Consider the following 13,510-nt stretch of genomic DNA (forward strand, 5'->3'; position numbering starts at 1 on the left):
ACCTCCCAGCGGTAGCTGGGGGCGCGTGCCAGACGCCGCACGCCCGGCCGGGAATATGACACAGGCTCTGAGGAGGCGAGATGATCGGGCAAGCTGTGAACCGTGTCGACGGCCCGCTGAAGGCCACCGGCCGGGCCACCTACGCCTACGAGCACTGGGAGGCCGGTCAGCCGCTCTACGGCTTCATCGTCGGCGCGACGATCGGCAAGGGCCGCATCACCCGGATCGACACCGGGGACGCGGAAGGCGCGCCCGGTGTCCAGCTGGTGATGACCTACCTCAACGCCCCGGCGCAAGGCCCCCGCGACGAGTCCATTCCCTTCGAATACTGGCGCGCCCAGCCGATGTTGACCGGCCCGGACATCCACTTCTACGGCGAGCCGGTGGCGCTGGTCGTCGCCGAGACGTTCGAGCAGGCCCGGGACGCGGCCGACCTGGTCGAGGTCGAATACCGCGCCGGGCGGGGCCGTTTCGACTTCGGCGAGTTCGAGGACGACACCTACATCCCGAAGACGGTCAACGCCGGTCTCCCCACCGACACCGCGGTCGGCGACTTCGACGCCGGGTTCGCCGGTGCGGAGGTCAAGGTCGACCAGCAGTACACGACGCCGTACGAGTTCTCGCTGCCGATCGAACCGAACGCGTCCATGGTGGCACCGCGCGGCGAGGACCTGGTCGTCTACGCCAGCTGCCAGATCACCGACGCGGCGCGGGACTCGGTCGCCGGCACGCTGATGATGGACCCGGAGCGGGTGCACATCGTCACCCCCTTCGTCGGCGGCGGCTTCGGCTCCAAGCTGGGCATCCATTCCGAGACGATCCTGGCGGCGCTCGCCGCCCGCGCTCTGGGCCGGCCGGTCAAGGTCACGCTGACCCGGCAGCAGGTCTTCCAGCTCGTGGGCATGCGCCCCACGTCGAACCAGCGGGTCCGGCTGGGCGCGGGGCGCGATGGACGGCTGGCCGCGATCGCCCACGACGTCACCATGCACACCAATCCCGACGTCGAGTACGCCGAGCAGACCGCCGCCACCGTCCGCAGCCTGTACGCGGCGCCCCACCGGCTGACCAGCCACCGGCTGACGGCGCTCGACCTGCCGCGCGGGACGGACGTCCGCGCGCCGGGCGAGGCGCCGGGCATGCTCTCGGTCGAGTCGGCGATGGACGAGCTGGCCGACGCGCTCGGGATGGACCCGGTCGAACTGCGGATCCGCAACGAGCCCACCGTCGATCCCGAGCGGAACGTGCCGTACAGCGACCGGCACCTGGTGGAGTGCCTGCGCGAAGGTGCGCGCCGGTTCGGCTGGCAGAACCGCCCGGCCCCGCCCGCGAGCGTGCGCGAGGGACGGTGGCTGATCGGCTACGGCATGTCGGCCGCCATCCGGGGACACTTCCAGGGGCCGACGACCGTGCGGGTGCGGTTGGAGCCGGACGGCACCGCCGTCATCCAGACCGACATGACCGACATCGGCACGGGCACGTACACCATCCTGACCCAGGTCGGGGCCGAGGGACTCGGACTCCCGCTGGAACGGGTGCGGATCGACCTCGGGCGCTCCGATCACCCCTCCAGCTGGGGGTCCGGCGGCTCGTGGGGTGCCACCAATTCGTCCACCGCGGCGCACCGGGCGTGCGCGGCCCTGCGCACGAAGCTGCTGGACGCGGCCTGCGGCGACACACGCTCCCCGCTGCACGGCCTGGACCCGGCGGCGGCCGTGTTCTCCGACGGCGACGTGGCCATCGGCGGCGCGTCCGAGGCACTGCGCGAGATCGTCGCGCGCCACCACCCCGACGGTGTGGAGGCGGAGGGCAAGACCCGCTTCATGGGCGACGATCCGAACTACTCGGACTACTCGATCAACACCTACGGGGCCCATTTCGCCGAAGTGGGCGTCGACGCGGACACCGCCGAGGTCCGCCTGCGGCGGATGCTCAGCGTGTTCTCGGTGGGCCGCGTGTTCAACCCGAAGACGGCCCGTTCGCAGCTGATCGGCGGCATGATCTGGGGCGTCGGCGCGGCCCTCGAGGAAGAGGCCGTCGTCGACCCGCGGTCCGGCGCCTTCGTCAACCGGGACTTCGCGGGGTATCTGGTGCCGGTCCACGGTGACATCCCTCCCGATATCGAAGCCGTCGTTCTCGAGGGGTACGACGACAAGGCCAACGTCCTCGGCGCGAAGGGCATCGGCGAGGTGGGCATCTGCGGATCCGGTGCGGCGGTGGCGAACGCGGTGTTCAACGCCACGGGAGTGCGCGTGCGGGACTTCCCCATCACGATCGAGAAGCTGTTGCCCGGATTGCCTGCCATGGCCGCCTGACCCGCTGTGTCCGGAAACGGGACTGCCGGTCCCGGGCCGGGGGCCTCATCATGGCTTTGCCGGGGGAATCGGGTAGCAAGTCGATGAGGCGGGGGAGACTTTATGGACCAAGGACTCGCGGCGTTCTTAGCCAGTGCGGCGGCCCTTGCCGGCGCCCTCATCGGTGGCGGCTTCTCGGCGCGGGCCGCGCGCATCGGCGGCGAGAAGACCGTGGAGGCGGCGCGCCAGCAGGTGAGGGACCAAGCGCGGGCGGAGTCGGAGCGATGGCTCATGCAGGCCCGCCACGACGCCTACCAGGAGATCTTGGGTACCATCCAGGCGTACGCGGGTGCGCTGATCCTGCCCACGGCGGAAGCGACGGCCACGGAGGCGGCGAAGCAGCGGTTCCACTCGGCCGAGTTACGGGTCAAGGTGGTGGGCCCGGAGGCGGTCCGAAACGCGGCCCATGAGCTGTCGGTCACCCTCATCAACGTGCAACGTGTCCTCGACGACGGTGAGCCGATCAAGTCGTGGATGGCGCAAAGGATCGAGGAGCGGCACAGCGCCTTTGTCGAGGCCGTCACCGCCGTGTACGCGTGGGAGCCCGACGCCGCGGGCGACGTCCCGTAACGACCCACCGCGAACGCCTCGTTCAGCCCGCGTGGGCCTCCGTGTCAGGCGCCTCGCTCCGGGGCTTGGGCGGTACGCAGAACCATGCCAGGGCCGCGGCGGTCAGATAGGCGAGGGCTCCGATGGCCATGCTGGTGCGCAGCCCCTCACCGTAGTCGGCGGCCGTGGCGAGGAGGGTGCCGCCGAGCGCCACGCCGGTGGCGCTGCCGAGTTGACGGGTGGTGTTGAACAGCGCGGAGGCGGTCCCCGAGTACGCCGGGGGCGCGGCGCCCATGACGGTGGAGGCGGAGCCGGTGAGCGCGAAGGAGGTGCCGAATCCCGCCGCCATCATCGGGACCACCAGCAGCGGGTAGGCGGGCTCGGCTCCCGTCGCGACCCAGCCCGCCAGCCCCAGGGCCGCCAGCAGCATGCCGGTGCACACCAGCGGACGATCGCCGGTCCTGCGGGCCAGCCGCCCGGACAGGATGGACGCGAACATGGTCATCGCCACCGCGGGGAACAGCGCCAGACCGGTGACGAGGGCGCTGTAGCCGCGCTGGTGCTGGAAGTCCAGGCTGGCGGTGAACACCATGCCGTAGAAGCCGAAATTGAACAGCAGGCCGATGACGGCTCCGCCGCCCAGCGCACGGGAGCGCAGCAGTCCCGTCGGCAGAGCGGGGAAGCGGGCCAGTCGCTCGCGCACCACGAACGCCGTGCCGGCCAGTACGGACAGGCACACCCCGGCGAGAACGGCCGGATCGGACCATCCGCGCCGGCCCGCCTCGTTGAGCGCGGCGGTCAGCAAGGCCACTGCCGCCACGACCGCGCACTGCGCCGGCCAGTCCGGAGGCCGGGTGGTGAGCCGGTCGGAGGGGGCCACGCGACGCAGCGTCAGCACCAGACAGCCGACGCCCACGGGCAGATTGATGAGGAACACCCACCGCCAGCCCACCGTGGAGACCAGCAGCCCGCCCAGCAGCGGCCCCGCCGAGGCCGCGATCCCCGCGATGGAGCCCCATACCCCGAAGGCCCGGGAGCGGGCGCCCGGAGCCGGATACGCCTGCTGGAGAAGGGCCAGTGAGCCGGGCACGATCAGCGCCGCGCCGAGGCCCTCCACCACCCGGGCGGCGACGAGGAAGGGGGCACTCGGCGCGAAGGCGCACGCGGCCGAGGACACGGTGAACACCACCACGCCGGTGCAGAAGATCCGGCGGTTTCCCAGCCTGTCCCCCAGCGCCCCACCGCTCAGCAGGAACCCGGCGAAGACCAGGGTGTACCCGTCGGTGATCCACTGGATGCCGGTGAGCGAGGCCGACAGCTCCCGGCCGATCACGGGCACGGCCACGTTGATGACCGTCACGTCCAGAATGACCATGAAGTACCCGGCGCATACGGCCAGCAGCGGTACCAGGGACCCCATGCCGGACACGAAGGCCACGTCCCGACTCCGTCCCGCTCACGAGGATCTACAACAAAAGGAACAATAGGGGATCAATGGCCCGGGTGGCGGGAAGGGATACTGGGCACATGGCCCATACGCGCGAGGATCCGCGGTCCCTCCCCACCGAACTGCGGCCCTATCTGGAAGAACTCGTCCGGCGCACCCGCACGGTGTGCGCGGCCCGTCTGGTGAGCGTCCTCGCCGTCGGTTCCCTCGCGCTCGGGGACTACCGGCACGGGCGCAGCGACGTCGATGTGACGGTCGTCGTGGAACCCTCACTGCCCGGTTCGGCCCTGCACGACCTGGCCGGGGCCCTCGCCCACCCTGGGCTGCGATGCCCGGCGGCGGGGCTGGAACTGGTGGTCTACGGAACGGATTTCGCCGGCCGGCCCTCCGGTGCCGCCGGGTACCTCCTGGACCTCAACACCGGCCCGTTGCTGCCCAACCGGGCCGACGCCGACGCGTCGCGGTCCCCGGCGTTCTGGTACGTCATCGATCGCTCCGTGGCCCATCAGGCCGGGCTGACGCTGTTCGGCCGCCCGGCCCGGGAGGTGATCGCCGCACCGGACCGCCCGGATCTGCTCGCCGCGATCCGCGCCTCCGTCCGTGAGCACAGCGACGGCGAAGGCCACCTCGCCGACAACCGGGTACTCAACGGCTGCCGCTCGGTGGTGTTCTGCCGTACGGGCCGCTGGCTGGCCAAGCGCTCGGCGGCTCGTGAAGTCGCCCTGGCCGAGGAGGAGTTCCGGCCACTCGTCGAGGCCGCGGTGCACAGCTTCGAGCGCCCCCGATCCTCCGCGGTCCCGCTGCCCACCGCCGAGGTGCGGGCCTTCCTGACCTGGGTACGCGAACGGGTCGAGCAAACCGCCCGCGCGGCCGGGAGCTGAGCGGGGTCCGCGGCCTCGCCACGGCTGAGGCCAACGACCGGCCTCGCCCACGGCCGAGGCCGGCCGGTGGCCCGAACCTCGCGGTCAGGGCCGCAGCAGGATGCGGATCGGGTTGCCCTCCCGTTCACGCAACCGGCGGATGCCCTCGTTCACTTCCTCCAGGGGCAGGATCGCGCTGACCGACCCGGAGATGTCCAGACGGCCCCGGGCGGTGAGCTCGACCAGGTCCTCCAGATGCTCCATGCGGTAGCCGGTGTGTCCGATCACCGTATGGCGGTTGCGCACGAAGTGGAGCTCCGGGCCCACGGCCAGCGGGTCGGGCGAGATGCCGACGAGCACCAGGCGGCCCCGGTGGCCGAGGGCACGCTCCGCCTGGGTGAAGGAGGGCGTACGGCCGACGCAGTCGAAGGCGACGTCCAGGCCCTTGCCGCCCGTGATCTCCTTCAGCCTGGCCTTCGTGTAACCGTCCGTCGGGTCGAGCGCGAAGTCGGCACCCAGGGCGAGGGCGCGCTCGCGGGCGGCGGGCAGGGGGTCGAGGGCGACGATCGGGGAGGCTCCGCAGACGCGGGTGAGCTGCACGAGATGGGTGCCCAGACCGCCCAGCCCCCAGACGCCCACGGATTCGGCGGACCGCAGCTGGGCGGTGTCGATGGCGCCGTACGGGGTGGAGACGGCGTCCGCGAGCACGGCGGCGTGTTCCAGGGGTACGGAGTCGGGCACGGCGATGAGCGTGGTGGCGTCGGTCAGCACGTACTCGGCCCAGGCCCCGTCGTAGTGGAAGGCCATCACCTGGAGGTCCTCACAGGTGTTCGTGCCACCGCCGAACCGGCAGGCGGGACACGTACCGCACGCCTTCCCCGCGCCCAGGACCACCCGGTCGCCCGCCTTCCAGTGCCCGGCGCCGTCGCCGACCGCCGCCACCACGCCCGATGCCTCGTGTCCGGGGGTGACCACCGGCAGCCTGGGCGGGATATGGCCGTCGAGCTGGCTCAGGTCCGACTGGCAGATGCCACACGCGGCCACCTTGACCACGACCTCGCCCGCTCCGGGCCGGGGCACCGGCACATCCTCGACCTTCAGCGTGCCCGCCGCCGTGTCGAACCGCGCCGCGCGCATCGTGGCCGGGAGGCCGTCCGCCACCGCGCCTGCCGCTGAGGCCGCCGAGTCCGTCGAGTCCGCTGAGTCCGCTGAGTCCGCGCCGGTGCGTATCGGTCGTGCGTCCAAGGTCATCCGTGGTTCCTCTCACGTGCTTGGCCGGGCCGGCGGCCTTGGCGGGTTGGCGGCCTTGGCCGGTTGGCGGCCTTGGCCGGTTGGCGGCGCACAGATCACCCCGCCGGTCCGGGAACGGCGAGTGATCATGATGCCGCACGCAGTCTGCCGTATGCGGCACACGCCGCGTGCCACTACCCGGTCAGCGATGCGCGTCGCGCAGCAGCGTGTCGACGACGCGGTCGACGAAGGTGGCGAGCTCCTGCGCGTCCTGCCGTCCGAAGCTGGAGGTCCACAGGGCGAAACGGCCGAAGAGGGCGGACCACAGGAGCATCGCGGTCTGTTCGGTGCCGTCCGGCCGGCGCAGCCCTTCCGCTTCGCAGGTGCGGATGGCATCGACCCACTGCAGCCACAGCAGACGGGCCGGGTGGGTGGTCTGGCCGGGTGCGCCGAAGCTGGACGAGTTATGGCCGAACATCAGGCGGATGACGCCGCGCTCGGTGCGGGCGAAGGTGCAGAAGGCGTTGGCCTGGGCGCGGAGGCGCTCGCCTGCGTCGGCTCCCCGGGCGGCCGCCTGGGCGTCGGCGTCGCGCATGGCCGCGACGACACGCTGGTAGCCGTCCTCGGCGACGGCACGGGCGAGCTGATCCTTGTCGGCGAAGTGCAGATACATGCTCTGCGCGGCGATGCCGACTTCGCGTGCCACCTCCCGGAGGGACACCGGCAGGGGGTTTCCGGTGAGCTTCTGGTCGAGGAGCCGCGCCACGGCGGCCAGAATCTCCGCACGGAGCCGATCCCCCTGGCCACGGGGATTGCGCCTACGGGTGGTGTCGGTGGCGGTGTCCTCGTTCATGCGTCACATTCTGCGGTACGCCGATGCGTTGCCCGGCCGACCCCGGAGGGCCGGTGATCCAGCGCGCTTCCGTACGCCACTCACCAGGTGACCGGAAGGGATGTGAGGCCGTAGACGATGGAGTTCTTCTTGAAGGGCAGCTCGTCCTCGGCGATGGCGAGCCGCAGCCCGGGGATGCGTTCGAAGAGCCGTGGCCAGGCGACCTGCATCTCCACCCGCGCCAGATTCTGCCCCAGGCACTGGTGGGAGCCGAACCCGAACGCCACGTGGCGGCGGGCGTTGCGCCCGATGTCGAGCGTGTCCGCGGGGCACTCACCCCCGTTGGCGCCGAAGGCACGCGGATCCCGGTTCCCCGCGATCAGCGAGACGATGACTCCTTCCCCCTCGCGGACAAGCTGCCCGCCCACCTCGACGTCCTCGAGGGCCACACGCCGCGGATCGGTGGAGACGATGCTCCAGTAGCGCAACATCTCCTCCGCGACGCTCGGCGCCAACTCGGGGCGGTCCCGCAGCCGGTCCCGCTGATCGGGGTTGACCAGGAGCGCCACCGTGCCCAGGCCCAGCATGTTGGCGGTGGTCTCATGCCCGGCCCCGACCAGAATCCCCACCAGGACCGGCAACATCTCGGGCGCGAACCCGTCCGGCCCGGTGTGCTGCGTCAGCAACCGACTGATCATGTCGTCCGAGGGCTCACGGCGCTTCCGCTCCACGAGGGCCTCGTAGTACGCGAACGCCTCCCGCTGCGTACGGGCACGCTCCTCATGGCTGACATCCAGGTCCGTCCCGGCGTTGGCGTGCCGCTCGAAAAGGGCGTGGTCCTCATAAGGGACACCGAGGATGAGACAGATGGCCCGGGAGGGCAGGGGCAGCGCGAAGTCCTGGACGAAGTCGACCGGACCGCCCTTGGCGAGCATGGCGTCGATCAGCTCATCCGTGATCCGCGACAGCTCCTCGCGCATCGCTTGAGTGCGCCTGACGCTGAACTCCTTGGTGAGCATCTGCCGGAGCCGGGCGTGCTCGGGGTCGTCCAGCCGCAGAAACAGACCACCCTCGTGTTCGGGCTGGTTGGAGTGGACCAGCGGGAAGTCCGGGTTGCGTACGTCGGCGCTGAAGGACGGGGAGGAGAGAACGGCCCGGATGTCCGCGTGCCGCGTGGCCAGCCAATGCGTCGAGCCGTCCCAGATGGTGACCTTGTGCAGCCCACCCGCTTCCCGGAACGCGGTGTGCTGCGGAGGCGCGCTGAACGGACAGCTGCGCGGAGCGGGGAAGAACGGTGCTTCCTCGGTGATAGCGGTCCCGGATGCGGTGGTCGTCATCTCGCCTTCCTCGGTTGCGGAGTTGAGGCCCCGGCGGCACCTCACCGCCACTCCCCCGCTCCGGGCCTGCCCCTGCCTCCTGCCAGCCTGACAACTGTCACCTTACGAACGTCACCTTTCCGCCACAAGAGGCCGTGCGACGCGACCCGACAGGCTGTACTCATCGTGTTCGCGGGGGCGTTGAGGGCTGCGAGCGGGTGGCACGGATCGCAAGGGCAAGACGGAGGATGAGGGTCGCGGCACCGGCGGCCGCCGCGGCACATACGGAGATGAAGATGTCGGGCAGCCAGTTGATGAGCTGCCCCGGGCTCATCCGGTCCACGGCCCAGGCCAGGGCGGCGCACGGCAGCCCGCCCACCACGCACCACACGGCGGTCAGGAGGGTGCGGGGCGGCCCGGAACCGGGCGTGACAGGACGGCGGAGGAGCAGGGCCGAGCGGACGGTCGCCAGAACCAGGGCCATGGCGCACGCGGTGGCGCCGAAAACGGCCCAGTAGTAGGGGGACGCGAATGTGGTGCTCGTGGGCGCCCGGCCACCCCCGAGGATCCGTGCGGCACCGAAGCCGACCTGCATGACCGCCTCGTCATGGAGGAGCCCGTAGAGGTTCTGCTGAAGGACGAGCGCGATGTTGCGCTTCGGCAAGAGGAAGAGCATCGCCGAGTAGCCGGGAGTGGCGCCCGTGTGCCAGATGGCGTCCTCGAGTGGCGCGTCCAGGCCGCCGACCCGCCAGCCCAAACCGTAGCCCGTCGCGGCGCCGGTGGGCCGGGGCCTGCCTTCCTCACGCATCAGCCTTACGGATTCGGGAGTGAGGACGGTGTCACCGTCGGCGGCCCTCCCGCCGCGGAGCTGCAACGCGGCGAAGGCGGCCAGGTCGTGCAGGTCCCCACCCAGGTAGCCGTAGCCCGCGCCGTGGTCGTCCACGCCGTCCGCGATCGCGGTCGGCACACCCCACAGGAGCTGGTGCCCCGGGGGCAGGTTCTGGTTGCGAGCCGATGCCTGGTCGGCGATGGCATCGTCCATGCCCGCCGGGTCGAGCACGGCCTGTCTGAGGTGGTCGGCGAAGGAGCGTCCGGTCACGGCCTCGACCACGGCGGTCAGGACGAGGTAATTGGCGCTGCTGTAGGCGTACTTGGCGCCGGGCGGGCCGATCGGCCGCACGCCGTTGAGGGCGCGTATGCGCTCCGCCGGGCGGGGGCAGTCGGCGTCGAAGCAGTCGGTGACTTCGAGGGTGGCCGACTCAGGTATGCCGGAGGTCTGGTTGAGGAGGTGGCGGACCGTGACCCTGGAGGCGTGCGCGGCGCCCCCGAACCGGAAGTCCGCGAGGTGGTCCACGACCCGGTCGTCAAGGCGGAGCCGCCCGTTCTGCACGAGGACCATCACACTGGTGGCGGCGATCGGCTTGGCGACCGAGCCCCATAGGAAAGGCGTTTCGGCCGTGACGCGCCGGCCGCGCCCGTCGGTTCCCCAGGATCGCCGATGGACCGGCCCGTCGGGGCCGACCACGGCGTATGAGATCCCTGGCGCGTGGGTGGCCTTCATCCGGTCACGGATGTAGTGGTCGATGGCGGCGTAACTGCCGGGCCGGCCCGAGGCCGGGTGACCGGAAGCCTCGGCGGCAGGGGCAGCGGGCATGGACAGCAGCAGCCCGAGTACCAGGACCACGGCGCTCACGGCTGCGCGCCGTAAGCGGAGGCGCATGGGGTTCCTCACCGTTTCCTCCAGAGGCGGGACGAATAACCGTATGGCCATACGGTTATTACCGTACGGTGATACGGTTATCAAGTGCCGAGGACCGCCGACCATGACGAACGCCGACGCCAGATCGCCCGTAGCGTCTGTGGGCTCATCTCGGAACAAGGGCTCGACGCCGTCACCATTGCCCGCACCGCCACCGCGGCCGGGATGTCGGTCGGGCTGGTGCAGCACTACTTCCGCAGCAAGGACGAGATGCTGCTGCACGCCTTTCAGGAGGTCAGTGCCGCCATCCGGAGCCGGGCCGACGAGCGGATCCGGGCCGGGGTCGAGCACCAGCGGCCCATTTCACACGTACTGGCCGAGGCCATGGCCGAGTTCATCCCCCTGGACGAGACACGCCGCACCGAATTCAGGGTCACCAGGGCGTTCGCCGGCCGCGCACTGGACGCCCCCGCCCTCGCCGAGGTCGACGTCGCGACGGGTCGGCGACTGCGCGAGGACATCGCCCGGGCCGTCCACAACGGCAAGGAGTGCGGCGAGGTCGCGGCGGACCTGGATCCATGGCCCGTGGCCGTTCGGCTCGCCGCGGTGACCGAAGGGCTTGCGCTTCAGGTTTTCCGCGACCCCGCCGGCGTGAACGGGGTGTCCCCGGCTGTGCTCTCGGCGTCGGTTATCACCTCAGAGTTGGCCACCGTCTTCACTGGGGAGTGTCGCCAATACGCCAACGCCGCGGCGTCCGGCTGACAGCTTGTCAGGGCCCGGCCGGCGAGTGACCGGCCCGGCTCAGCAGCGGGATCAACCCCACGTGGCATTCACACGGATGTACCATCCAGCACCAACGTGCAACGTGCCCAGATGAGGGAGCTCGTAGTGGACACTCCTGCCGAGAGCGCCAGTCTGAAGTCCCAGTACGCGGCTCAGGTCGCGGCCGATCTGGAACGCAACTCCGCCGAACGTGAACGTCTCAGCGCCGAAATCGCGGCGCTGCGAGAGCAGTTGGCCGTGCTGGATGACAACCGGGCGCTTCTGCTCAGCATGCGGCAGACGCTTGGTGGCGACGCCGCTGGTGGCGCGACGGAGAACGGTGGCGTCAGTGGTCCGGGGGACGGTTCGTCCGCGCGACGAGAGGTCGCGGCACTGTCCGTCACGCGCAAGGCGAGGAAGAAGGCCGACGCGGCCGGTGGCAAGCGGAAGGGGGCGGATGCGGGTGGGAGCCGTCCGCGTCGTCAGCGGGTGCGGGAAGCGGGGGTGCCCACGCTTCGGGAGTTGGTACGTGATGACCTCGCCCAGCACGGTGAGCCCCGTTCGGCGGCCGAAGTGACCGCCGCACTGAGCCAGGCTCTTCCGGAGCGCGAGATCAAGCCCACGGTCGTGCGCAGCACTCTCGAATCACTTGTGGCCAAGGGGCAAGCACACCGCACCAAGCAGAAGAAGGCCGTCTTCTATTCGGCTGCCACCACGGATGCGGTCTCCGAAGCGGCCGTCGAAGTGGCCTCCGATGCGTCCTCCGATGCCGGCGAGCCCGGCGAGGCCCGCGCTTCCTGAGCCGCCATGGCCGACGAGGTGCGGTGTTCAGCGCAGATGACGGGCGCTGCGGCGCTCCCGGAGCAGTACCCGCGCGGTGGCCGGTAGGGGCGGACGGGCGGGGGCGCGGAGGATGCCGGGGCCCTTGGTGGCGGCTGCCGTGGTCGTGAGGAGCTCGATCTCGATCATGGCGCGGAAGAGCGGGCGGCCCTCGGGCGGTGCGAGGCCGACCAGGCTTCGGCTGGTGGCCAGGCACTCGCGGGCCTCACCGAGCAGATGCGCCAGCAGGCTCCGGATCGCGGGGGTGTCCCGGGCGTTCTCCAGGTCGGCGCGGGTGACACCGTGGGCGTCGAGCGTCTCCCGCACCACGTTCAGGCGCCCGTCGGCGAGGTCTTCGGCCAGGTCGTTGACGAAGTCCAGGCGCTGGCTGCCGTCGATGTACGTACGGCATGCCTCGCGGTAGTCCGTCGCAGGCTCCTCCCCGGCCACCAGGCCCGCGATCAGCATGAACGCCGGGAGCGCATACGCGTCGACGTAGCGTTGGTAGTCCGCTTCGGTGTCGAAGCCGGTGAACTCCAGCTCCATGGCGGCCGCGTCGAGGAAGTCCTCGACCCGGCCGCGCATCCCGGGGTGCGCGGAGACGGTGTGCAGCAGCGGCCGTACGGCGGCGTGGTCGCTTTCGCCACCGGCCAGGCCGTCACGTACCTCCTTCACCCACTCCGCGCAGGCCCCGGCGCGCTCCGCCACGGGACCGCTGTCGAGGAGGGTGTCGGTGCGGTGCATGAAGGCGGTCGCCGCGATCAGATGTGGCAGCAACGGCGGAGGCAGCAGCAGGCGCGCGGCGAGGTAGGAGCTGCGCCGGTAGCCCGCGACGATTTTCCGCTGCCGCGTATAGTCCTCCCGCAGCCCGGGATCGCCGACCCCCGCGGCATCCAGCGCCCTGTCCCACAGGCCCACGCCCAACCCTCCAGATTCCTCGGTCCTCCGGCGGCCGACCGCCAGAACACTACGCGGGCCGGTCGGCCCCGACTGGTGTCTTCATGTGATCTTGCCTGGTGCCGCGGACGCCAGGCGTGCCACCGGCGGCAGCGGTGAGTGTTGCGGCGAGGCTTGGAACGCCTGGATCACGAGCGCGGCGAAGCGCCGGGATGCCGCCACCCGGCCGGCCTTCGACGCGGTGTGGATGCCCCTGTTCGCCATCAGCATCATGACCAGGTCGTCCAGGACGAAGTCGGGGCGCAGATGGCCGGTGTCCTTGGCGCGGTGGGCCAGTTCGGCGATCGACCTCAGCGCGTATTCGCGCTCGGCGACGAAGTCCATCGCATCGGGGAAGGTCGACATGAAGGCTTCGGTGAAGCCCCGGCTGCGGGCGTGCAGCTCACAGGTCCGCTCGATCACGAGGCAGAAGCCGCGCCACGGATCCGGCTCGGCACGCCCCTCGTCGACGATGGCGCGGCATGCGCGCATCTCGTCCGTGAAGGCTTCGGTGGCCAGCGTCTGCTTGGTCGGGAAACGGCGGTACAGCGTGGCGGGGCCGACCCCGGCGTGCCGGGCGATCTCCCGCATCGGCACCTTCAGCCCTTCGGTGGCGAACAGCGCGCGGGCCGCGTCGAGGATGCGCTCCCGGTTGTCCGAGGCGTCGGAGCGCAGGGGGTGAGGCAAACGGTCGGTCACCGCTCTCACT

The 13,510-nt window shown here is 71.0% G+C and carries 12 protein-coding genes; 5 read left to right on the forward strand and 7 right to left on the reverse strand.

The window, feature by feature from the left end:
• Positions 1-80: 80 nt before the first annotated feature.
• Together NP777_RS02800 and NP777_RS02805 are read left to right on the forward strand one after the other, a co-directional pair.
• On the forward strand, positions 81-2,312 hold the full coding sequence (locus NP777_RS02800) for a xanthine dehydrogenase family protein molybdopterin-binding subunit (protein ID WP_256648379.1): 2,232 nt from the start codon (positions 81-83) through the stop codon (positions 2,310-2,312).
• Positions 2,313-2,414: 102 nt separating this feature from the next.
• Entirely contained in the window at positions 2,415-2,921 is a 507-nt protein-coding gene (locus NP777_RS02805) for a hypothetical protein (protein ID WP_256648380.1), read from the forward strand.
• Positions 2,922-2,943: 22 nt separating this feature from the next.
• Here NP777_RS02805 and NP777_RS02810 read toward each other — a convergent pair whose 3' ends face one another.
• Positions 2,944-4,320 carry an MFS transporter gene (locus NP777_RS02810; RefSeq protein WP_256648626.1) on the reverse strand — a complete coding sequence of 459 codons (1,377 nt, stop codon included), beginning with the start codon at positions 4,318-4,320 and terminating at the stop codon, positions 2,944-2,946.
• A 107-nt stretch (positions 4,321-4,427) separates the two neighbouring features.
• Between NP777_RS02810 and NP777_RS02815 the strand changes: the two genes are divergently transcribed.
• Entirely contained in the window at positions 4,428-5,228 is an 801-nt protein-coding gene (locus NP777_RS02815) for an aminoglycoside adenylyltransferase domain-containing protein (RefSeq protein WP_256648381.1), read from the forward strand.
• 84 nt (positions 5,229-5,312) lie between these two features.
• On the opposite strand, the gene NP777_RS02820 is transcribed toward NP777_RS02815, so the two are convergent.
• From NP777_RS02820 to NP777_RS02835, 4 genes are all read right to left on the reverse strand, one after another.
• Complete coding sequence (locus tag NP777_RS02820) at positions 5,313-6,458, reverse strand: zinc-binding dehydrogenase (RefSeq protein WP_256648382.1); 1,146 nt, start codon at positions 6,456-6,458, stop codon at positions 5,313-5,315.
• 181 nt (positions 6,459-6,639) lie between these two features.
• Positions 6,640-7,290, reverse strand: coding sequence for a TetR/AcrR family transcriptional regulator (locus tag NP777_RS02825; protein WP_256648383.1), 651 nt, complete (start codon positions 7,288-7,290; stop codon positions 6,640-6,642).
• An 80-nt stretch (positions 7,291-7,370) separates the two neighbouring features.
• Entirely contained in the window at positions 7,371-8,606 is a 1,236-nt protein-coding gene (locus NP777_RS02830) for a cytochrome P450 (protein ID WP_256648384.1), read from the reverse strand.
• A gap of 160 nt (positions 8,607-8,766) precedes the next feature.
• A complete protein-coding gene (locus tag NP777_RS02835; RefSeq protein WP_256648385.1) occupies positions 8,767-10,278 on the reverse strand; it encodes a serine hydrolase domain-containing protein in 1,512 nt (503 codons plus the stop codon).
• 111 nt (positions 10,279-10,389) lie between these two features.
• Between NP777_RS02835 and NP777_RS47995 the strand changes: the two genes are divergently transcribed.
• Positions 10,390-11,046: a TetR/AcrR family transcriptional regulator gene (locus NP777_RS47995; RefSeq protein WP_256648386.1), complete on the forward strand. Its 657-nt coding sequence runs from the start codon at positions 10,390-10,392 to the stop codon at positions 11,044-11,046.
• A 126-nt stretch (positions 11,047-11,172) separates the two neighbouring features.
• Positions 11,173-11,847 (forward strand): hypothetical protein, encoded by a 675-nt coding sequence (locus NP777_RS02845; RefSeq protein ID WP_256648387.1) that lies wholly within the window; start codon positions 11,173-11,175, stop codon positions 11,845-11,847.
• A gap of 27 nt (positions 11,848-11,874) precedes the next feature.
• On the opposite strand, the gene NP777_RS02850 is transcribed toward NP777_RS02845, so the two are convergent.
• Complete coding sequence (locus NP777_RS02850; RefSeq protein WP_256648388.1) at positions 11,875-12,783, reverse strand: phytoene/squalene synthase family protein; 909 nt, start codon at positions 12,781-12,783, stop codon at positions 11,875-11,877.
• An 81-nt stretch (positions 12,784-12,864) separates the two neighbouring features.
• Positions 12,865-13,500: a TetR/AcrR family transcriptional regulator gene (locus tag NP777_RS02855; protein WP_256648389.1), complete on the reverse strand. Its 636-nt coding sequence runs from the start codon at positions 13,498-13,500 to the stop codon at positions 12,865-12,867.
• Between the last annotated feature and the right edge of the window lie 10 nt (positions 13,501-13,510).

The sequence above is a fragment of the Streptomyces rugosispiralis genome (assembly GCF_024505145.1).
Taxonomy (GTDB): Bacteria; Actinomycetota; Actinomycetes; order Streptomycetales; family Streptomycetaceae; genus Streptomyces; species Streptomyces rugosispiralis.

Bases quoted from the DNA above. Each gene is read 5' to 3' on its own strand.
- NP777_RS02800 (WP_256648379.1), top strand. From the start codon at position 81: ATGATCGGGCAAGCTGTGAACCGTGTCGACGGCCCGCTGAAGGCCACC.
- NP777_RS02805 (WP_256648380.1), top strand. From the start codon at position 2,415: ATGGACCAAGGACTCGCGGCGTTCTTAGCCAGTGCGGCGGCCCTTGCC.
- NP777_RS02810 (WP_256648626.1), bottom strand. From the start codon at position 4,320: ATGGGGTCCCTGGTACCGCTGCTGGCCGTATGCGCCGGGTACTTCATG.
- NP777_RS02815 (WP_256648381.1), top strand. From the start codon at position 4,428: ATGGCCCATACGCGCGAGGATCCGCGGTCCCTCCCCACCGAACTGCGG.
- NP777_RS02820 (WP_256648382.1), bottom strand. From the start codon at position 6,458: ATGACCTTGGACGCACGACCGATACGCACCGGCGCGGACTCAGCGGAC.
- NP777_RS02825 (WP_256648383.1), bottom strand. From the start codon at position 7,290: ATGAACGAGGACACCGCCACCGACACCACCCGTAGGCGCAATCCCCGT.
- NP777_RS02830 (WP_256648384.1), bottom strand. From the start codon at position 8,606: ATGACGACCACCGCATCCGGGACCGCTATCACCGAGGAAGCACCGTTC.